Genomic DNA, 21,348 nt, shown 5'->3' on the forward strand with positions numbered 1-21,348 from the left:
CGCAAAACGCGTGGCCTGACAAGGTCAATCAAAGCCGCCGCCCGAGTTTCAACGAGGCTTGGAACTCTCCCCTAAGAAATTCACCCAGCCAAGCATGAAAAAGCCTACCCACCGATCACTGATGCGGCTAATCCGGACAGTCGGTAAGCAGTTCCTTGTCTCGCAGTTCAGGTTAGGTCAAGCTCGCAGTGCATTCCGCTCTGAGTCGATAGACGCCCTCGGCGACCCGATTCCATGGTTCACCTATCCGGCCGTAGAATTCCTGAATCAATTCGATTTCAGCACCAAGCGAGTGTTCGAGTGGGGCTCTGGCAATTCCACTCTCTTCTGGGCGCGGCGTGCAAGTGAAGTCACCGCCGTCGAGGATAACGAGGATTGGTATCGGGAAGTACAAGCGAAGCTTCCCCAGGGAGCGCGTATCCATCTGCAGACCGAAGCGCCTGGTTATGTGGGGGTAATTGACTCGGTTAAAGATTGCGACGTAATAGTGATTGATGGCGCCTTCCGCTGGGATTGCGCGCTTGTTGCGACCAAGCATCTCGCGGCGGGTGGGATGATTATTGTCGATAATTCATGGGGGAACCCCGGAATCTGCGCTCACATCGCGACAACCGGGGACTTGATCCAAGTGGATTTTACCGGTTTTACTCCAGTGACAGGCGGACTGAATTCGACATCTATTTTTCTATCCCGAGACTTTGCATTCCCTTCCCGCGATGGTTTGCGCCCCTGGATTCAGACTGGTGGACCCGCTCGCCCCGACTGGATTTTGCCGGAGGACTGGCGTTGAAAGCGGCTGTGTTTTCGTTTCGGTTCTGTTCAAGCTGGATCCGATGTTATCTCTGATTGTGTTCGTGGGACTGGGCGGAATTTACCTTGCGATTTACTGGGTCGTGCGGTGTCGTCTTCGGACCGTGGGAACAGTTAAGGCTGAAGCGAACGCGGCTCGGTTTCGTGCCCTGTCTGAAGCATCCGGGGCCATCAAGGAAATAAACTGCTCAACCTGGAACGCATATTCCTGGAGCGCTTCAAAGGGCCAAATCTGAAGATGGCCAAATCCGTAGGAACGCAGTCGGTTCTTTCGCTCATTCCCAACTACACGATGGAGACGATCGCACTCGGTGGGCTGCTTGGCGTCGTGCTCTACATGCTTGCAGCGAGCAGAGTCTTGCACAGGTATTGCCCCTTCTTGGCCTCTACGGTTACGCGATCCTCCGGATCAGGCCGGCCTTTCAGCTTGCGCATTCCTCGGTTTCGCAGACACGTTCAATGAGCCCGTGCTGAACAGGGTCTACAGCGAGCTAAATCACGGTCACGCCAGCCAGGATGATCGGGCGCCAACTCAGGTCACGCCGGTCCGCGCGGACACGAAGAGCCTCGAGCTGTGCCGCAGCATTCAGCTACGTGACATCTCGTTCAGATATCCGGGGAGCGGGCAACCGTTATTTGAGAACCTGAGCCTGACCATTCCCGCGAACTGCACCGTTGCTTTCGTTGGCCCCACGGGGTCAGGCAAGACCACTCTTGTAGATATTATGCTCGGTCTGCTGGAACCGGACCGGGGAAACCTGCTGGTTGACGACACGCCAGTCACGGCCGGGAACCGGCGACGCTGGCAGCAGAACCTGAGCTATGTCGCACAGCATATTTATCTGTCCGACGAAAGCATACTCAGTGCACGTCGGTGGGTTCAGTGCCGATATTAAAGTATGCGGCGTTCCTTGCGCGTCCCTGCGTGACGGGGTCAACTGTCTCGTATACAAAGGTCTCGATCACCTCGAATGGTAGTTGACAGGGCGCTCGGCATGCATGAAGACCGCATCGTAGAAATGCGTCAGAACGTATTGAGCTACTACAACGAAGTTCTCAGTCCGGTCGCTGTTGCTGCTTGCGTACGAGACTGCACGTCCGGAGTAATCACCGTTATGGCCGAGCAGGCGAGTGTTGCGCTGGTGAACGCCAGGCAGAGGGCCGACGACTGATGGCAGCCTTTGAACCGGGATCGTACTGGGAAGATCGACTCAAGGCGAATTACGACGAGCGCGGAGTAGGGGATATCGGGTTGTCGACAGCGTACAACTCATATCTTTACGCCGTGCGGCGCCGGGTTTTTCAGAGGCAGTTGCGCCGCCTTCCGCTTGCTCCGTCAATGACACGGGTTCTCGACGTCGGATCGGGCACTGGCGTGTATGTGCAGGAATGGCAGGACTGGGGTGCCGCCGACATCACTGGATGCGACATCACTCAGGTGGCGGTAGATCGACTCGCCGTTCGGTTTCCCGGAGCACGCTTCATTCGCCTCGACATTGGATCACCAGCATCCGATGAACTGCGCGGCGAGCAGTTCGATGTCATTTCTGCCTTTGATGTGTTGTTCCATATCGTGGACGACGACGATTATCGGCGAGCAATCGAGCGCATTGCGGCACTCGTCGTTCCCGGAGGCTGGTTTCTTTACTCCGACAATCTTGTTGAACGTGAGTCTCGCATCTCGCACTATGTGTCGAGAACAGAATCGGACATTCTGGCGGCTTTGAGAAGCTGCGGATTTACCGTGCGGCGGCGAACGCCGATGTTTGTGCTGATGAACGACCCCGTCCGCTCACGAAGTCGTGTACTGCGTCGCTGGTTTTCCAGCATATACGGGATTGCGGGCCGGAGCGAGGCATGGGGAAGAATGGCCGGCCGGCTTCTTTATCCGGTTGAGCTTGCCGCGACGCGGCTCATAACGCGCGGTCCCTCCACCGAAATTCTCGTTTGCCAACGAGTCTGACGGAGGCGCGTGTTTCAACCAACCCTGGCTCGAACGCCCACACCGGCGCTCGACTGCCACATGTCCTCATCGTGCCGTCGGAGGAATTTGTCCCCAAGTCGAGCCATCTCGCGGGAATCTTTCAGTACCATCAGGTCTCGGCGCTGCACGCCGCCGGGTTCAGGACAGGGGCGCTTTCGATAAGTCAGGCACTCTCGATTCCCATGGTCGTGCGGGCAGGTGCAATGCGCATTCTAGGCAAACCTGTTCGGAACGCGCTCGACAGTCAGCCGCTCCGGGCGATTGCCGGCCTGGGCTTTGACAAGCTGTTCCGACCCGGCCGATTCGTCACGACTGATCAGGTCGGCGGCATTCCGGTAGTCCGTATCGAGGGGTTCTACTACGCACCGCCGTCTCCCCGTACCGACCACTTCGGCTGGATTCGCGCCGGCCTCATCGCATTCGACCATTACTGTCGCCGGTTCGGCCGGCCCGATATTCTTCACGCCCACAATGCAAACCACGCGGGCCTCCTTGCGCACCGCCTGTCGCTGCAAACGGGGATTCCATTTGTCCTCACGGAACACAGCAGTTACTTCGCGCGCGGGTTGATTCCCCGGTCCCGATATCCTGCTTTGCGCGAAGTCGTGCGCGCGGCAGCGGGGGTGGCGTTCGTGAGTCCATCGCTGCGCGAAGATTTCGGCCGTGCGCTGGATATCGATACCTCAGCGATGGAATGGATTCCCAACATGGTCGATCCGTCGATTGCAGAGGCACCTCTGAACGCCGCGGCAGGCAATCCCGCGTCGTTCACGTTTCTCTCTATCGCAGAAATGATTCCGATCAAGAACCACTCATTGCTCCTTCGGGCTTTCGCGCTCGCGTTTGGGAGTCGGGGGGATGTCAGACTGCGAATCGGGGGGTCGGGTGATCTGCTGGATTCGCTCAAGGAACTCGCACGTGAGTTGAAAATCGTGGATCAGGTAGATTTTATCGGCCGCCTGTCTCGCAGTTCAGTCGCCGACGCCATCGATCGATGTGATGCCTTCGTCGTGTCGAGTCTTTACGAGACATTCGGTGTCGTTCTCATTGAGGCAATGGCGCGAGGCAAGCCGGTCGTCTCGACCGACTGCGGGGGTCCCCGCTGCATCATTACGCCGGGTGATGGCTTTCTGGTCGCGTCTGATGATGCTCCCGCACTTGCCGCAAGCATGCAGCAACTCGTGAGCGAACGCTCACGATTTCACAACAATGACCTTAGTGAGAGAACGATGCAGCGTTTTGGACCGCAGCAGATCGTGCATCAGCTCAAAGACTTTTATGCCAGAGCACTGGCCACTCATGGTTGAACCGCGTCCTGTGCCCCACACCGACAGCTTTGCCGGTGGTTCCGCAAACCATCCGGCCTACCGGCAGTGCAGCGTCTGCGTTCTGGATACTCGTGACGATCCGGACATGCGCTTCGACTCTCAGGGACGCTGTCATTACTACCACGAGTATATCGCGGCAGAGAAGCAGTATGTCCATTCAGGCGAAGCCGGGCGGCGGGAGCTCGAGCGGCTTGCCGACGACATCAAAGCTGCGGGGAAGGGAAGGCCGTACGACAGCATCATGGGGCTGAGTGGGGGAGTAGACAGCACTTACGTTGCCTGCATCGCAAAGGAGCTGGGCCTGCGTCCTCTAGCCGTGCATTTCGACAACGGCTGGAACTCCGAACTGGCAGTGCAGAATATCGAGAATATCGTCAGCCGTCTTGGTTTCGACCTCGAGACGTTCGTGATTAACTGGGAAGAATTCAGAGATCTTCAGCGGGCGTATCTGAAAGCGTCAGTCGTGGACATCGAGGTCGTCACAGACCACGCCATCTTTGCGACCTTGTACCGCACCGCTGCCCGGCATGGAATCCGTGCGATTCTCAGCGGTACCAACGTGGTAACAGAGCACGTGCTGCCGCCACACTGGATATACAAGAAGACGGATCACGTCAATATTCGCGCGATTCATAAGGAATTCGGGACAGTCCCGCTCAAGACATACCCGTTCATGGATCTCAAGGTCAAGAAGTATTACCACTTAATGCGGGGAATCCGCAGCCATTCGATTTTAAATTACGTGGATTACGACAAGGCCCGGGTCAAGCGACGGATCGCCGAGCAACTGGGCTGGCGTGACTACGGAGGCAAGCACTACGAGTCGATCTTCACGCGGTTTTACCAAGGCTACATCCTTCCGACAAAATTCGGGATCGACAAGCGAAAAGCGCACCTTTCGAATCTGATCTTTGCCGGTCAGATCACGAAACAACAGGCACTCGCTGAGTTGGCTGAACCGATCTACCCTGCCGATACACTCGCTTTGGATCACGAGTTCGTGCTGAAGAAGCTGGAGCTGACCGAGGCAGAGTTTGCAGAACTGATGAGCCGTCCACCGCGTCCGCATACCGATTTTGCCGCCGAGCAATCTGTATACGATGCGTATCCCATGCTGCGCCCCTTCCGCGGCGCCGCCGAGATTCTGAAATCGGCAATACCCGATAGCCGGCGATGATAGCTTTCCTGTCAATCATTGGCCTGGCCATATGCAGACGAGAATAGCGGCTGGACCGCCTATGCGAGGACTGACAGAATGATCGGCGGCTCGGCTTTAGCCGAACTGCTGGAGGGCCGTGGCTTCGTAGGGGATGACGGTGGCAAAAGAATCCCTCTGCATTCGTTCACATCGCGGGGGCAAGGGCAGTTTCTCGTGGACCTGGTGAGCTCAGTCCAACCAGTTCAGTTCGCTGCTTCGGCAGTGCCGGTACCAGTGGTCGCTTGCGGGGGTGCGCGCAATGTCGGCGACTTCCTGGCCGCGACGCGTGACGCAGAGGCTTCAGCCGTGGCTGCAGGAAGCATTTTCGAGTTTCAGGGCGTACATCGGGCTGTCCTTGTTAACTTTCCGAGCGTCGCTGTCTTGAACGAGCAGCTTTTCATCCCACTCAGCGCCGGATCAAATGTCTGACGAAAAACAAAATCCGCGTGCGCGGTCCGATCTCTCATTTGCAATCGTTGGGTGCGGGCGAATTGCTGCGCGCCATGCGGAACACATCGCCAACGTGGGTCGGCTCATCGGCGCATGCGACGTTCAGTTCGACCGGGCGGATTCACTCGCCGGGAAATACGGCGCGCGACCCTATCGCAGTCTCGACGAGATGCTCGCGGGCGAGAAGGAGGTGGACGTCGTCGCCGTCTGCACGCCAAATGGTCTGCACGCCATGCATACGGTTGCCGCGCTGAAAGCCGGCAGACACGTACTGTGCGAGAAGCCGATGGCCATCTCCGTTGCGGACTGTGGAACGATGATTCAGGCCGCGGAACGCGCGAACCGACGGCTTTTTATCGTGAAACAGAATCGGTTCAACCCGCCGGTTGCCGCTGTCAAGGAACTGCTTGATGGAGGCCGGCTCGGCCGGGTGTACAGCGTGCAGCTCAACTGCTTCTGGAATCGCAATGCCGATTATTACCAGGACACGTGGAAAGGCACAAATTTGCTCGACGGAGGCTCACTCTATACTCAGTTCAGCCATTTCATAGATCTGCTTTACTGGATGGTTGGCGACGTGAAGCAAGCCCTTGCGATGGTCGACAATTTCGGCCACCAGGGAATAGTGGAGTTTGAGGATACCGGCGTCGTAGCGCTGCGCTTTCACAGCGGGATTCTCGGATCGATCAACTTCACCATCAATTCCTACGAACGGAACATGGAAGGCTCGCTCACGATTTTCGCAGAGAAAGGCACCGTTAAGATCGGTGGGCAGTACCTGAATGAGCTCGAGTACCAGCGTATCGAGGGAGCTGCGATAACCGATTTACCGCCGGGCAATCCCGCCAACTCCTACGGCCATTACCAGGGCTCGATGTCGAATCATGACCTGGTGTACGAAAACGTCGTCGATGTCCTCACCCGCGGCGGTGTGATCGCCACCGGTGGTTTCGAGGGGCTCAAGACAGTTGAGATAATCGACAAGATCTACACGGCGGCGCGAAGTGCAGCCACGCATTAAGACAGCGGCGATCCGTTCAGTGGAGTTTGGTGCCCACGTGACCGTCGTCGAGCCGGTCAATCTCTACGAATGCGAGATCGGCCATAACTCCTTCGTTGGACCGTTCGTGGAAATTCAGAAGGGCGTCATTATCGGCAGCAACTGTCGTATTCAATCGCATGCATTCATCTGTGAGCTCGTCACCATCGGTGACAATTGCTTCATATCCCACGGCGCGATGTTCATCAACGACCTGTTCGCCAGCGGGGCACCGGCGGGCGGCGACTCCTCGAAGTGGAAGCGCACCCGGCTTGGGAATCATGTTTCAGTTGGAACCAATGCTACAGTTCTCCCAGTGGAGATCTGCGATAACGTGGTGATCGGGGCGGGATCAGTCGTGACAAGAGATATCGACGAGCCGGGAATTTACGCTGGTAATCCTTGCCGACTGATTCGCCGAACGACTCTATCTGCAACGGGCCCTTGATGGAATTTGTCAACCTGCACGCTCAATATCTCTCCATCCGAGGCGAGATCGACGAGGCTATCGCTACCGTCATCCGCGAGTCCGCATTTATTCGCGGCCGGCATGTGGAAGAGTTCGAGAAGCGTTTCGCAGAGCTCCTCGCCGCCCGGCATTGCGTGTCGTGCGCGGACGGGACGGATGCCATTTACATCGCCCTCCGCGCGCTCGGGCTGGCACGTGGCGATGAAGTGATCACAACCGCCCACACTTGGATCGCATCGGCCGAGACGGTGACCCAGGCTGGTGGCCGGGTTGTCTTCTGTGACACTGAGGAGGAGTTCTACTGTATCGATCCGAACGAAATCGAACGCCGCATCACTCCACGGACGCGCGGAATAATCGCCGTGCATCTGTACGGCCAGCCGGCAGACATGGATCCAATCCTCGATATCGCGAATCGCCACGGCTTGTGGGTAATCGAGGACTGCGCACAGGCACATCTTTCCCGGTATAAAGGGCGACTTGTGGGAACGATGGGAGATGCCGCCACGTTCTCGTTCTATCCGGGGAAGAATCTGGGCGCTATGGGAGACGCGGGCTGTCTGGTAACGAATCGCACGGACGTCGCCGAGTTTTCCGAGCTGTTCGCGCGTCACGGCGGAAAGGGAGATCACCTGATAGAGGGGATCAACAGCCGGCTGGACGGGATGCAGGCCGCGATTCTTAATGTCAAGGTGCAGCACCTCCGCGACTGGACTCGCAAGCGACAGGCGCTCGCCAGTCGCTACGATGCAATGCTGTCGGGCCTGCCGGGAATTTCAATTCCCGCGCGCCGGCCGGAATGCGAGCATGTGTTTCACCTATATGTCATCAGAAGCAAACACCGCGACGACCTGCGCGCGCACCTTACGGCGCTTGGAATCCCAACAGTGGTCAACTACCCGAAGGCATTGCCGTTCTACCCCGCGTATTCTTACCTCGGCCACGTTCCAGCGGATTTTCCAGTAGCGCATGCCCATCAGAGCGAGATACTGTCGCTGCCCCTGTACGCCGAGCTGCTGCCGGAGGATCAGGGGTCGGTAATCGAGGCGATCAGGAGCTTTTCCGCTCCATCGGGCGCCGAGGTCGTTGCCGGGGGCAGTGCCGTTCCTCGTACTGGGGATTGGAACTGATCCCTTTTGTGGCATCGCCGAACATAACCGGCGACGGTGGCGATCCGGTTGGTCGCGCCTCGATTTTCAGCGGACGCAGCATCCTGATGATATCGCCTCAGGCGTGGAATGGACTCAAGCTTTCGAAGCATCATTACGCAGTCGAGCTGGCAAACAGCGGCAGTGAAGTATTCTTCCTCAACCCACCTTCCCAGTCGGGATTCCGACCCCGCATTTCGCGGGGGCCGTCTCCTCACCTTTGGATCGTCGACTACTCCCAGCTTTCGCGGGGCACCCGCTTTCTGCCGGCGGCGGCCAACGCCAGAGTTGACAACCTGCAGGCCCGGATCATCCAGCGCGCGCTGCAGTTTCCGCTGGATGTCGTGTGGAGCTTTGACCCGTCAAGATTTACCACACTGACGCATTTTGATGCGAAGCTCCACTTGTTTCACGCTGTAGACCGCGTCGATCCCGGTTTCGTGGAGCAAATCGCTGCGAGCGCAGCTGCCGTTATGTCGGTCTCCGACGTTATCCTCGACGACTTCGCATCGACCGGTGTACCGCGGTTCTTTGTCCATCACGGGCTGTCCAGCGAGTACGCCGCACTCGCGCGCCGGCAGAGCCCCGGCGTGACGGAAGCCACTGAAGGTCGATTGCTCCGACCGCATCGTGTGGGTTATGTCGGCAATCTCCTGAGACCCGATATCGACCACTCCGCGTTCTGTCGGATAGTAGGGGAGAATCCAGAAATAGAGTTCCATCTGTGGGGTCCGTACGAATACGCTTCCCTGAACTGGAAGTCTCAGGATGTCCCCGCGGTGGTGGCTTTTGTGTCCTTCCTCATGCAGCAGAAAAATGTCGTCCTGCATGGGCTCACGCCGCCTTCAGAAGTTGCGATAAAAATTTTCGAGATGGATGTGCTCCTGGTTTGTTACGATCCTCGCCGCGAGAGAAACCTGGCCTCGAACAATCACAAGGTGCTCGAGTATCTCAGTACCGGCAGACCAGTGGTGAGCAACCATATTTCCACCTACGTTCGCCCCGGTGTTCCGGAAGGCCTTCTCTGCATGCCGGAGACCCTGCACAACGAGGAGCTCCCGGAGCTTTTTCAGCGCGTGATATCAACCCTTGACGCGCTCAGCACTGATGAAATGCGGCAGCGCAGAATCCGGTTCGCCCTTGCCAACACTTATTCGCAACAGCTCCGAACGATCGACTCGCTTTCCGCCCGGTTACTGAGGTGAAACTCACCGCTAATCTGGACTGCGACCGCTTCGGCTACGCTGAACGTTGCGCGCGAAATCTTGCAGATGGCGCGACACAGCTGGTTTTCGATATCGGCGCCGGTTCGGGCTTGTTGCGAGCGGCGATCGAAAGTCTCGGCCACCGATACATCGGGTTCGATCTGAACCCTGGGCATCCCGAAGTTCGGAGCTGGAACCTCGAGGATCCGCCGAAGGATTCAGAGCAGGCGAACGTCGTGTTGATGCTCGAGGTGGTAGAGCATCTCTGGAATCCGGGCCGATGCCTTGAGAACGTATCCGCCGCATTGCAGCCCGGGGGGCATCTCGTTCTCACTACTCCAAACCCGCTCTGGAGCCGAGGCCGTTTCGACTTGCTTATCCGGCACGAAATGGCTTGCTTCACCCGCGACGACCTGGAGGTGAATCACCACGTCTTTACCGGGTGGCCGCATGTCATCGAAAGACTGCTAAGTGTGAGCGGTTTTGAGATCGTGGAATACGTTACGCTCGACAGCCATTTGCCCTGGCCGAATCGCCCGATAAGCCCTTCCTATCCGGGGCGCATCGTCAAGCACGGTCTCAGCAGGCTGATCGAGGCCGCGGATCCTGGCGCCAAAGGGATGGGCTACGGTGTGCTCGCCCGGAAGACGCAGGCGCCCATCCGGGTCGCCGGGAGCTGATGAGCAACGCTCCGCTGAAACTCTTCTACGCGGAACCCGAATTCGACCGCTGGTTTCCATTCGACCGTTACCCCCGCAGGGCTATTCGCAGACTTGTGCGCGGCGCGCCTCAGATCGGCGGGGTTCAACGCTGGTTCGTCAATCTGTGCCTTGGACTCGACGAGCTCGGCGTCGCGTACGACGTGAATGACTACGACTTCTTTCGGAAACGCCGCGACATCCTCGCGTTTGTCATCGGGAAATCGCATGTGATCGACAGGCTGCCCGCGGGCGTGCCGATCGTATATGGACCCGGCGTCGATTCACATCCAAGCGCTAATGCCTTCTGGACAACCTCATCCGTTGTGCATCTGCTGATTTCATGTGACTGGTTCGCACGCATGTACGAACGCGATCTACCTCGACCCATGCCCATCACTGTTTGGCCGGCAGGCATTGAAGCAGATGTCTGGAAGCCTGCCGCGCAACCGTTGCACGACCGGAAGATCATAGTATACGACAAGGTTCGCTGGGAGCGTGAACTGTACGAGTCTGCGCTGATTGAACCCGTCATCCGCTCAATTGAAGTGGCGGGGTACGAGCCCGTCGTTCTGCGCTACGGTCACTACCGTGAAGAGGAATACAGAAAGCTGTTGCAGCAGGCAACCGCCATGGTATTTCTGTGTGAGCATGAAACCCAGGGTTTCGCGTATCTTCAGGCATTGTCCTCCGGCGTGCCGATTCTCGCATGGGACAGACAAGGTCCATGGAAAGATCCCTCTTACTATCCCCGGGTCTTTTTCGCGCCGGTCACGTCGGTGCCGTATTTCGATGGTCGCTGCGGCCGGACATTTGAGGGTATCCAATCCTTTTGGGAAGTCCTGCCGGGTTTTCTGAAGGAAGTCGAGAAAGGGACATTTAACCCACGGGAATTCATCACCCAAACGCTCGATCTGAAGGGCTGCGCTTCCAGATTCGCCGATATCGCACGGCAGATTGCCGAAACGCGTGAGCGCGGGGTGTAATGGGCTCTTCGTTGATACACCTTCATTCTTCATCAATCCCGGGCTGTCGGAATCGTTCGAGGAGGTGGCTCGAAGCCCCTTCGGCCCTGGTGGCGCCATTAGCAGGGTACAGGAAGCCTTGAGCGCTCGCATCCTGATCCTTTCCGGGCTCCAACTGTCGACAAACCCACGGGTCGTGAAGGAGGCGGACACGCTTGCGGGTGCCGGTCATGATGTCGAAGTAGTTGGCGCTTTGCTCGAACCATCCCTGGGCGAACGCGATCGGGTTCTGCATAGGGGAAAAGGCTGGAAATACACTGAGCTCATCGATGCGGAAGCGACGCATCCTGGGGCGCGGCTCGGGTGGCTCGCCGCCCGGGCACGCCGGCGGGCGTGGCGCGGCCTGAATGCACGATTCGGCGTTGAAAACCCGAACCAGCTTGGGTACGTCGCCCGGCAAATGCTGAGGTATGCGCTGAGAAAGCCCGCTGACTTAACGATCGTGCACAATCCTCAAGGGGTGTGGGCCGGCGCAGAACTGGTCCGCCACGGCCGGAAGGTGGCCGTCGACATGGAAGACTGGTATTCAGAGGATGTCCTGGCGGCTGACGTCAGCACGTACCCTGTGAAATCATTGAAGCGATGGGAGGAGTACGCTTTGCGCGGCTCGGATTTCTCAACGACTACATCAGTCTGCCTCAGCGAGGCTCTGACGCTGGCATATGCGTGCAGCGCTCCGACGGTCGTGTATAACTCTTTTTCACTCGACGAGCGCAAGTCTATGGACGGAGAAAAACGCGACCGCCGCGATCTTTCGCTTCCTTCCATCTGCTGGTTCTCGCAGGTCATCGGCCCAAGTCGGGGTCTTGAGACACTGATGGACGCGCTGCCAGACGTAGATTCGCCGTTTGAAATTCATCTTCGCGGAAGATCGACCCCGGAATACCGGTATTCGCTGCTGGCCCGCGCGCCGGACGCATGGCGCACCCGGATTTATTTCCACGCTTCGATTCCGCACGCGGATCTTCTGCCGAGAATCGCCGAGCACGATCTGGGGCTCGCGATGGAGATACCTTGTAATCGCAGCCGGGAGTTGACGATCACCAACAAGCTTCCCACCTACCTGCTGGCGGGGATTCCCGTCCTGGCGAGCGAAACCGAAGGCCAGAGAGAAGCGGCCCGTCTGGCCGGAGCCGCCGTTGCACTATTTCCGGCTGAACGTCCGCGAGAGCTCGCAGCCGCATTGAACTCGATGTTGTCCGATCGGGCACGTCTTCGTGTGCTCGCACGCAAGGCAGCGCAAGCCGCCGAGCGTGTTTTCTGCTGGGAGATGTCCGCGCCGGTGCTTCTCGGAGAGGTCTCGCGCACACTCGACAAAACCCCTCGCTCCCATGCCCGTGCCACCTTCGTCTGAACCTCGCGATATGAACGGTGGTAGTCACCAGGCTCGCGGCGTGGGAAACCGTAACGGAAGTAAACGTCGTCCCGCAGCTCGAAAAATGAAGACGGTCCTGATTGTCTGTCCGCGCTTTCCTCCGGCAAGCGCCGCCGATCACCAGCGAGTTCGAATGATGTTGCCGACTCTCGAGGCGTGTGGATGGAAGGCAGTTGTGCTGGCGGTCGAGGCGGAATTCGTCGAAGCTCCGCTCGAGCCGGATTTGTTGCTTACAATCCCTGACAGCATTGAAATCATTCGGTGCCCAGCGATACCTCAGCGGCTTACGCGGCGTTTCAGATTCGGCAGCCTCACCCTGCGCTCTCTGAGTTCGCTTCGCACCGCGGGAGACCGCCTTCTCGGCTCACGACAGTTCGATCTCGTCTTCTTTTCGACCACGGAGTTCGGGATCATCCCACTGGGGCGGCGGTGGAAACGGCGCTTCGGCATTCCCTTTGTGGTCGACCTGCAGGACCCCTGGGTGAATTCGCACTATTCCGAGACCGGTAGGACGCCACCCGGAGGGCGGTTCAAGCACTGGCTGACGCAATCCGTGGCCGAAAGCCAGGAGCGAAATACTCTGGTAGCGGCGGCGCACATCATTTCTGTTTCGCCGCAATACCCGAAGGACCTCAGCAAGCGTCATCCGGGCCTTTCACCACATTCGTTTTCCGTAATCCCATTCGGTGGTTCGAGCAGGGATTATGAAGTGATGGAAGAAACGGAACAGCGACAGTCTATAATTCCCCGGGGTGACGACAGGCGCCATTGGCTTTATGCCGGCACTGCCCCGCCCGGAATCCGGCGCACAGTGCTTGGGCTACTCGCGGCGTTGAAACAAGCGGAACGCTCCGGTGTTGTTGGCGAGAATGAGATCTGCCTGCACTTTGTCGGAACAGACTACGCGGCGGCAGCACTGGCCCGCCCGAAAATCCTGGCGCTTGCGCGCGAGGCGGGCATGGAGTCGGCGGTGCGCGAGCATCCATCCCGCATTCCCTATCTGCAGACACTTCGTTGTCTGAAAGACGCGGATGCTGTTCTGATCCTCGGCTGGGATGATGCCGGCTATACTGCCTCCAAACTTTACCCATATATCCTGGCCGAAAGGCCGCTCCTCTGCGTGATTCACGAGGAAAGCTCGGCCAACGACGTGATGCGGCGAACCGGCGCCGGGGTAACAGTTTCATTCAATGGACGTTCGACCGAAGAGGACATCGCCGCTGACATCTTTGAGCGATGGTTTGTCACGCGTGCATTTGAAACTACAAGGCAGGTTTCGTCGATCGCGTTTCGTCCATACACTGCGGAGTCGATGACCGAGCGTGTGGCTGAAGTCTTCGACCGCGTCGTCGCCTGAGATGATCGCCGCGGGAAACCAGGAGCACACGCCCCGACGGGCGACAACGGAAGCAAAGCCGCGGGCGGGAACCCTCCGACTGGCGATCGTGACGAGTCATCCAATTCAGTACAACGCGCCGGCCTTCCGTGCACTCGCTGCTGTCTCGGGGCTCGACGTCCGGGTGTTCTATGAATGGGAAGGGCCCCGAGACACTGTCGATCCCGAATTCGGACGCACGATCAGCTGGGACGTACCGCTTTTCGACGGTTACGACTACGTCTTCGTACCCAATGTTTCGCGCGATCCCGGTTCACACTCTTTCAGCGGAATAGACAATCCCGACCTCGTAGGCCAGCTCAGCGCGTGGCGGCCAGATGTGCTTCTGGTTTACGGATGGTCGTTCCGGTCTCATCTACGGGTCCTTAGAACCTTTCGGGGCAAGCTTCCGATCTTGTTTCGCGGTGATTCCACACTTGTCGATGAGTCGGGCTTTCCGCGGACACTCGCGCGCCGTGCCCTCCTGAAATGGATTTACAGGCATGTCGATATTGCTCTGTACACCGGCACGCGGAACAGGGAGTACTTCCGCGCACACGGACTCAGGGACGACCAGCTGACCTGGGCGCCGCACGCGGTGGACAATGACTACTTCTCGGCGAGGGCGGATGAGCGGGACGCGCGGGCGGGCGCCTGGCGCAGCGAGCTTGGCATCCCGCCCGGCGATACGGTTTTCCTCTTTGCCGCCAAACTGGTTCCAAGGAAGGATCCTGCGACTCTCCTGGCGGCATTTCTTGCGCTGCGCCGCACTGCGCCGGATTGTGGAGCGCACCTCATCTTCGCCGGCGAAGGCGAGCTGCTGGGCTCACTGCGAGGCGCCTCGCAAGGACGGTCGGACGTTCATTTCATCGGCTTTCGCAATCAGAGCGAAATGCCCGTCGTGTATAGGCTGGGCGACGTCAACGTGCTTCCGTCCCGCGTTGGCGAGACGTGGGGGCTGTCGATAAACGAAGCGATGGCGTGCGGACGCGCGGGCATTGTGAGCGACAGGGTGGGCTGCGGCATCGACCTGATCCGCCCGAATCAGACCGGCTTGATTTTCAGGAACCGGGATCGGGATGACCTGGAAAAAATGCTGGAACGGTTGGGCAGCCAGCGAGAGCATGTCGTCTCAATGGGCCGGCGGGCGAAGTTGCTCATCGAAGACTGGTCCATCCCCGCTTATACGTCGGTGGTAAGCGCCGTCGCCAGAGCTGCGGGCGAAGCTCACGCAACGCGTGCTCGCTCCGTGACGAAGTGACGGCTGGCCGGGTCGTCGTTATTGCCGGGTTGATTGGCCAGTTCGCCACCACTTGTTAACTTGGAGTCTGGACCGGTTACCACTGTACGATCGCCCAACGCGGGGCAACACGTCAAACCGCCGCTTTCTGCCCGATGAAATACATCCTGCTTTACCTGCCATTCGCTCTGGGCTACCTGCTTCAGGACACACCGACCGCGTCTTACGCCGTCTCGTGGTTCGGCTCGTTCTTTATCCTCTGGATGACCTTGAGTGGCCGAGTAAAACCATTACCTGAAGGCCGCTCGCTCTCGCTGCAGTTCTTTCGGCCAATCGTGTTTGCGCAGATTGTTTTCGCCAGCTACACCGTGCTCAGCTCCATCTTTTATTTCCGGGCGCTGTTGAGCGGCAACCTGCGGGCAAACTCTATGGGCTGGACCGCAACCTTGCCGCTCGCGGCTGAGGCGCAGAGTTACTACGTACTGGCACATGCGGCGGTGGTGACGGGGATGCTGATTGCAATGAACTACAGCGACTCCGGGCAGTACCGTTCCGTGGCACGGGTCGGAGCGAACCGGCTCCTGCTCATTTTTGCGACGGCCTTCTTCATCGTTTCACAGGTCACAGGGCTGATCGGGCCGCTCAGGGAACTCACGCTGAGACTGGCACAAATTGCGATCGTTGCCTCCGTCTTCAGCTTTGCGCTCTCCCTTATACATCGCCAGGGAACGCTGGTGTGGGTGAATGCAGGCGTGTTTGGAGCGAACCTCCTTGCCGCCTTGCTGAGCGGATGGAAGGAAGAGGTAGTCGTACTCATGCTCCTGTTTCTCGTTGCGCTATTCCCATACTACCGGCGCGCGACCTTGATTGCCGGAGCAGTTGCATTCAGTGTTTTCGTGGCGGTCATGCCGGCCTACAGCAACGCTTATAGGACCCTCGCATGGTATGGGAACGCGTCTGGGGAGGACGCAATAAAGCTCGCGTATCACCAGGTAATGACGGGGGCGGTGGACGTGGGCGAAGCCACTGAGTCATTCGCAATCCTTCGCGTCTCCGAAATCGGACTGTTCGTCGGGTATCTCCTTAAAATTCCTGATGAGCGGCCTTTCTATGGATTGAAGCTCGCGGAGCAGGCGGTGACCAGTCTTATCCCCCGGATCATCTGGCAGGGCAAGCCCAACACGGAGAAACTCGTGATGGAGCGCGTCTACGACAATGAGATCTATTCGCGGGACAGCCGGATCTCCGCGAAGCCGCAGTATGTTGTCGATGCATATCTGAGTGCAGGAGTCGCTGGCATTCTGATAGCGGGAGTTATCTATGGAGCGCTCGCGTCTCTGATATCGAGAATCGCGGAGAGATGGTTCGGTGGTTACACGATGGGGAGCGGGCTTGTATTCGCATCTCTTTTCCAGGTCTTCTGGCGTGGAAACTCGTTCGAGTTTTTCTTCGGTACCATCTTCTGGAGTTTCCTTGTGATGTTCGCGCTGTTTCAGGCTGGCCGGCGCTTCGGAATTCTCGTGCGAGTACCGGACGCCGTCCGGCGGTCACCAACCTATGGAGCTTTGGTTCCGACGCGCCGGTTGCTGCCGGGTGCGAAGCGGTATGATCCGGCTACCTGAATCAGGCGGGCTAACCCGAACCCCCGCGTCTTGAAGATCCATGTATGGTCGCCGGCATTCGAAAACTTCGGCGGTGGGATCGCGGCGTTTGCGCGGGAGCTTTCGTTTGCCCTGAGTGATCTCGGACATGATCTGCGACTTCACGGAAAGCTCGACACAACCGGAACGCTGAAACAGCTCGAGCTCAGGGGAACCAGGCATGTCCCGTCGCCAATCCGAACGCTGGGCTTTGCAGCCACGACCTTTGGCTCCTGTCTTCATGACCGGCCTGATCACATCATCAGCACCCACGTAAACTTTCTGGCAGTTGCACACGCAGCCGCGCGACTCACCGGAACGCCATTCTCGGCCGTTGCCCACGGTATTGACGTGCACGATGATCTGTCCATGCTTAGGCGCGCCGCTCTAAGGGCGGCACATAGGATATATGCGGTCAGCAGTTGGACGCGGAATCGTGTACTGGCCCTTTCGGGAGTCGACACGAAACGTGTCTTCCTGCTGCCGAACACTTTTGACGAACTGCGGTTCAAACCTGGCTCGATACCGGGGCAACTGGCTGAACGATACGGCATTCAGCCGGGAGAGCTTGTCGTGCTCACAGTAGCAAGGCTCGATGCAGGTGAGGCGTACAAGGGTTACGACCGCGTCATACGTGCCATGCCGGCGATTGCAGCTGCCTGTGGGGCGGTTCGGTTTATCCTGGTCGGTGACGGCCCTGACAGGGCACGTGTGGAGTTGCTCGCTCGCGAGGTTGGCGTATGGGATCGCGTGACTTTCTGCGGGTTCGTCAGTGACGAGGAGCTCCCCGGACATTACAGGCTGGCCGATGTATTCGCGATGCCGAGCACGGGCGAAGGATTCGGAATAGTGTATCTCGAATCCATGGCGTGTGGAACGCCGGTGCTGGCCGGCAACGTTGACGGGTCGGTGGACGCGCTCGATCACGGACGACTTGGTCGCCTTGTAGACCCGACGGACATCGATCAGATAGCCGCAGGAATCGTTTCTCTCCTTCGCCGACAGGGACCCTCGGCTTGGTTCGAGCCAGAATTCCTGCATCGAATGGTCAAGGATCAGTTCGGGCGCGATGCCTTCCGCGAACGAGTACGCACGGCCGTTTCGCTGCCGGCTTAAGACATCATGTGCGGAATTGCGGGATGGTTCGGCAGAGAATTCAACTGCGATCCTGAAACGCTCCTCGACAGTATTCGTCATCGCGGGCCGGACGGCGAGGGCATGTGGCTTCAGCCGGATCGGGCTGCCGCACTCTTCCACACCAGACTTGCCATTCTCGATCTCTCGGACGCCGGATATCAGCCCATGGTCTGTCGTGGGGCGGTCCACAATGACGGCGAATCGTGGGTAGTATATAATGGCGAGATTTTCAATTTCCACGAGTTGCGGAAAGAGCTGGAAGAAAGTGGCGAGAATTTCAGCGGTGGTTCCGATACAGAGGTGCTGCTTCGTCTGCTCGCTTGTCACGGAGAACGAATTCTTCCCAGGCTGGCGGGGATGTTTGCATTTGCCTGGTATGATGCACGGTCGCGCCGCGCGCTTCTGGCAAGAGATGCGTTTGGCATCAAGCCGCTCTATTACACGCAACACAACGGAAGCCTCGCATTCGCATCAGAGGTACGAGCATTGCGGCCCCTGCTTCCGGACGCTGCGACAAGCCCCGACGCTATGCGAGACCTCCTGCTCTGGGGGACCATTCCTGAGCCGGCTACTGCCGTTGAGGGAGTAGTTCAACTACCGGCTGGCTGCGCTCTCGAATGGAGTGACGGGAACGTCGCGGTACGCCGCTGGCATAACGTGCGGTTCGAAACAACATCTAGTGTCGCAGACGCGGTATCGCTTACCCGGTCCGCTTTGCGCGAGTCGGTGCAGCGCCACCTGGTGAGTGATGTACCGGTGGGGCTCTTTCTCAGCGGTGGAATTGACTCAACAGCTGTGCTTGCATTGACGCGCGACGTTCTGGGCGCGCAGGCAGACATCAGAACATTCTCGATTGGCTTTGACGACCCTGCTTATGACGAGTCTGCCATTGCCCGCCGGAGCGCGGATTATTTCGGATCGAAGCACATCGAATGGCGGATGACAGCGAACGAGGGCCGGGCTGAAGTTGACGGATATATGCGGGCCATGGATCAGCCTACTATCGACGGATTCAACACTTGGTGTGTATCCAGGCTGGCCAGACGCGAGGGAGTGAAAGTCGTGCTCTCGGGCCTCGGCGGGGACGAGATGTTCGCAGGCTATGGATCGTTCCGTCAGGTGCCTCGGTTCCTGCGCGCCCACGCGGCCCTTGGTCGCTCGCGAAGTGTTGTTGCGGCCGCCCTCGCCCGCGCACCAGCGGGATCACGCTGGCGACGGCTTGAAGCTTTTTTCCGGGGGCCCGGAACCCCGCTGGCGGCGTTCCACGCCCAACGAGGCATTTTCACTGAAGCGGAGTCAAGGGAGCTGACCCGCTCCCTCACTGGGAAATTTCCCGGGCTGGTTGATTGGAACGTGGGTGAACTGCCCGCGAACCCACACGACGCGGTGAGCTTCCTTGAACTGACGCGCTACATGCGCAATCAGCTGCTTCGCGATAGCGATGTGTTCAGCATGGCACATGGCCTCGAGCTCCGCGTGCCGTTCGTAGATGTACGCCTCTTCGCCGCGTTGTCCGGCATTCCCGCCAGCACCAGGCTCCGGACTGGGAAGCAACTCCTTCTTGACGCAGTTCCCGAAGTGCCTGACTGGGTTCGTAATCAGCCGAAAAAAGGTTTTCGGTTTCCTTTTCAGGATTGGGTAAAGGATGGACTAGGCGGCACCTTGTCGGCTGCCGAGGCGCGGACAACGGTGCCATTGGTGACCTGGTACCGCCAATGGGCGCTTGCAGTTGCGATTCTGAAGGCCTGACGCAGCAGGCCGTAGTCACGCGCTGACCATTCATGAAAGTCTTTCTTGCCGCAACGAGCCTCAGGCCGGCCTACGGCGGCCCTGCCTATTCGGTTTCCCGACTTGCCGCTGCACTGGGACACGCTGGCCTCGACATAGGACTCTGGAGCAGCGACGGCTCGGCAACCGATACATCATTGCTCGACGATGCGGCGCCAGTGCGCCGACTGGGCGGAAGTGCAGCCGAGGCAATGCGCGCTTTTGGTGCTGTGGACGTCGTGCATGATAATGGCATCTGGATGCCGCACAACCACAGGCTCACTGTACTGGCCGCCGAGTTGAAGGTCCCGCGAGTAGTGAGCACGAGAGGGATGCTCGAACCGTGGGCGATCAATCACAAGAAACTGAAGAAGCGGGTTGCGTGGCGGCTTTACCAGCGCGGCGATCTCGTCAGCGCCCAATGTCTTCACGCGACCGGCGAGCCCGAATTTCAGACAATCGAGCAGCTTCATCTCGGTGTCCGTGCCATAGTCGTTCCGAATGGGATTGACATCCCGCCGCAGAAGGGGGGAGACCCCGCTTCGCTGAATCCTGAGCGGGCACCCGACGCGCTACGAACCGTTCTCTTTCTCGGTCGTATCTATCCGGTGAAGGGTCTGCCGATGTTGATCGAGGCGTGGTCGCGCGTGCGGCCGGCTGGATGGCGGCTGAAGATCGCCGGCCCGGACGAGAGCGGCCACCGTGCGGTAGTGGAGCGCGCTGTCTCCGTCGCGGGACTGGACGATCAAGTGATGTTCCTTGGACCGCTCGCAGAAGAAGCAAAGCGAGCGGCGCTCCTCGACGCGGAACTGTTTGTGCTCCCCACGCACTCGGAGAGTTTCGGAGTTGTCGTTGCTGAAGCGTTGGCGCACTCACTGCCTGTATTGACTACCACGGCAGCCCCCTGGTCGATGCTGGTTGATCACGGCTGCGGATGGTGGGTGGAGCCTACAGTCGACGGCATCACTGAGGGACTACGCCAGTCCACAGCTATGAGTACCGGGGAGTTGGCAGGAATGGGGGAGAAAGGCCGGGAGGTGGCGTTGCAGAGATTTCGCTGGGAGGAGGTCGCTCGGCAGTTTACCAGCGCCTATCAACTTCTCCTTGGCAGCCGTGACGGGGGTTATCGACCCTCGTTTCGTTGAGCACTTGTTCCGTAACGGCGAAGCAGGCGGGTAACATGGCCATTGTATTCAGGATTGTCGTCTTCGAACCCGGGGGTGGCCATCCCTCCCGTGTTTCGGTAAACCTTCGGCAAATTCCGGCTCGAAAGCGAAATGCGCGTTGTGTAGGCAGGCGCCCCGAATCCTGTACTGCAGAACCATGCCAGATATGCTATTGATATAACGCGAAAGCGGCGAAGCAACATGCCCTCGCGAGCGGTCGCGGTGCCGTACGCGATGAGCAGTGGCAGAACGTGCATCCAGAGGCGGTTTGTGTAGTGAGGCCACAGCAAGAGC

Annotated in this window: 21 protein-coding genes; 20 read left to right on the top strand and 1 reads right to left on the bottom strand. The window is 58.8% G+C overall.

Translation table 11 applies throughout. The features are described from left to right. The first annotated feature begins 94 nt into the window (after positions 1–94). From WKF55_10625 to WKF55_10720, 20 genes are all read left to right on the top strand, one after another. A complete protein-coding gene (locus WKF55_10625; protein ID MEJ7760028.1) occupies positions 95–790 on the top strand; it encodes a hypothetical protein in 696 nt (231 codons plus the stop codon). 487 nt (positions 791–1,277) lie between these two features. Further along, entirely contained in the window at positions 1,278–1,706 is a 429-nt protein-coding gene (locus WKF55_10630; protein ID MEJ7760029.1) for an ATP-binding cassette domain-containing protein, read from the top strand. Between the two features lie 75 nt (positions 1,707–1,781). Further along, positions 1,782–1,982 carry a hypothetical protein gene (locus WKF55_10635; GenBank protein MEJ7760030.1) on the top strand — a complete coding sequence of 67 codons (201 nt, stop codon included), beginning with the start codon at positions 1,782–1,784 and terminating at the stop codon, positions 1,980–1,982. Further along, on the top strand, positions 1,982–2,773 hold the full coding sequence (locus WKF55_10640) for a class I SAM-dependent methyltransferase (protein MEJ7760031.1): 792 nt from the start codon (positions 1,982–1,984) through the stop codon (positions 2,771–2,773). Before WKF55_10635 ends, WKF55_10640 begins: the two co-directional genes overlap by 1 nt. Further along, positions 2,758–4,101, top strand: a complete 1,344-nt coding sequence (locus WKF55_10645) for a glycosyltransferase (GenBank protein ID MEJ7760032.1) — start codon at positions 2,758–2,760, stop codon at positions 4,099–4,101. Before WKF55_10640 ends, WKF55_10645 begins: the two co-directional genes overlap by 16 nt. Positions 4,102–4,111: 10 nt before the next feature. Beyond that, positions 4,112–5,299, top strand: a complete 1,188-nt coding sequence (locus WKF55_10650) for an N-acetyl sugar amidotransferase (GenBank protein MEJ7760033.1) — start codon at positions 4,112–4,114, stop codon at positions 5,297–5,299. Between the two features lie 78 nt (positions 5,300–5,377). Beyond that, positions 5,378–5,749 carry a hypothetical protein gene (locus tag WKF55_10655; protein ID MEJ7760034.1) on the top strand — a complete coding sequence of 124 codons (372 nt, stop codon included), beginning with the start codon at positions 5,378–5,380 and terminating at the stop codon, positions 5,747–5,749. Further along, on the top strand, positions 5,742–6,791 hold the full coding sequence (locus tag WKF55_10660; GenBank protein ID MEJ7760035.1) for a Gfo/Idh/MocA family oxidoreductase: 1,050 nt from the start codon (positions 5,742–5,744) through the stop codon (positions 6,789–6,791). Before WKF55_10655 ends, WKF55_10660 begins: the two co-directional genes overlap by 8 nt. Further along, a complete protein-coding gene (locus WKF55_10665) occupies positions 6,775–7,257 on the top strand; it encodes an acyltransferase (GenBank protein MEJ7760036.1) in 483 nt (160 codons plus the stop codon). The genes WKF55_10660 and WKF55_10665 overlap by 17 nt, the downstream gene beginning before the upstream one ends. After that, positions 7,257–8,408 carry a DegT/DnrJ/EryC1/StrS family aminotransferase gene (locus WKF55_10670; protein MEJ7760037.1) on the top strand — a complete coding sequence of 384 codons (1,152 nt, stop codon included), beginning with the start codon at positions 7,257–7,259 and terminating at the stop codon, positions 8,406–8,408. The genes WKF55_10665 and WKF55_10670 overlap by 1 nt, the downstream gene beginning before the upstream one ends. 8 nt (positions 8,409–8,416) lie before the next feature. Further along, positions 8,417–9,631 (top strand): hypothetical protein, encoded by a 1,215-nt coding sequence (locus WKF55_10675; GenBank protein MEJ7760038.1) that lies wholly within the window; start codon positions 8,417–8,419, stop codon positions 9,629–9,631. Further along, positions 9,628–10,311 carry a class I SAM-dependent methyltransferase gene (locus WKF55_10680; protein ID MEJ7760039.1) on the top strand — a complete coding sequence of 228 codons (684 nt, stop codon included), beginning with the start codon at positions 9,628–9,630 and terminating at the stop codon, positions 10,309–10,311. Before WKF55_10675 ends, WKF55_10680 begins: the two co-directional genes overlap by 4 nt. Further along, the gene (locus WKF55_10685; GenBank protein ID MEJ7760040.1) at positions 10,311–11,315 is read left to right on the top strand and encodes a hypothetical protein; all 1,005 of its coding nucleotides are present in this window, start codon (positions 10,311–10,313) and stop codon (positions 11,313–11,315) included. The genes WKF55_10680 and WKF55_10685 overlap by 1 nt, the downstream gene beginning before the upstream one ends. A 118-nt stretch (positions 11,316–11,433) precedes the next feature. Beyond that, entirely contained in the window at positions 11,434–12,708 is a 1,275-nt protein-coding gene (locus WKF55_10690; GenBank protein MEJ7760041.1) for a glycosyltransferase, read from the top strand. A gap of 85 nt (positions 12,709–12,793) precedes the next feature. Next, positions 12,794–14,086, top strand: a complete 1,293-nt coding sequence (locus WKF55_10695; protein MEJ7760042.1) for a glycosyltransferase — start codon at positions 12,794–12,796, stop codon at positions 14,084–14,086. A gap of 1 nt (position 14,087) precedes the next feature. Beyond that, positions 14,088–15,365 (top strand): glycosyltransferase family 4 protein, encoded by a 1,278-nt coding sequence (locus tag WKF55_10700; GenBank protein ID MEJ7760043.1) that lies wholly within the window; start codon positions 14,088–14,090, stop codon positions 15,363–15,365. A 134-nt stretch (positions 15,366–15,499) separates the two neighbouring features. Continuing rightward, positions 15,500–16,966 (top strand): hypothetical protein, encoded by a 1,467-nt coding sequence (locus tag WKF55_10705; GenBank protein ID MEJ7760044.1) that lies wholly within the window; start codon positions 15,500–15,502, stop codon positions 16,964–16,966. Positions 16,967–16,996: 30 nt separating this feature from the next. Beyond that, on the top strand, positions 16,997–18,100 hold the full coding sequence (locus WKF55_10710) for a glycosyltransferase family 4 protein (GenBank protein ID MEJ7760045.1): 1,104 nt from the start codon (positions 16,997–16,999) through the stop codon (positions 18,098–18,100). Between the two features lie 6 nt (positions 18,101–18,106). Further along, the gene (gene asnB, locus WKF55_10715) at positions 18,107–19,870 is read left to right on the top strand and encodes an asparagine synthase (glutamine-hydrolyzing) (GenBank protein MEJ7760046.1); all 1,764 of its coding nucleotides are present in this window, start codon (positions 18,107–18,109) and stop codon (positions 19,868–19,870) included. 32 nt (positions 19,871–19,902) lie between these two features. Next, positions 19,903–21,033, top strand: a complete 1,131-nt coding sequence (locus WKF55_10720) for a glycosyltransferase (protein ID MEJ7760047.1) — start codon at positions 19,903–19,905, stop codon at positions 21,031–21,033. Here the strand turns inward: WKF55_10720 and WKF55_10725 are convergent. Beyond that, positions 21,012–21,348 (bottom strand): hypothetical protein (locus WKF55_10725; GenBank protein MEJ7760048.1); only part of this gene is annotated, 337 nt, incomplete at its 5' end. The genes WKF55_10720 and WKF55_10725 overlap by 22 nt on opposite strands.

The organism is Gemmatimonadaceae bacterium, from assembly GCA_037721215.1.
Lineage (GTDB): Bacteria > Gemmatimonadota > Gemmatimonadetes > Gemmatimonadales > Gemmatimonadaceae > UBA4720.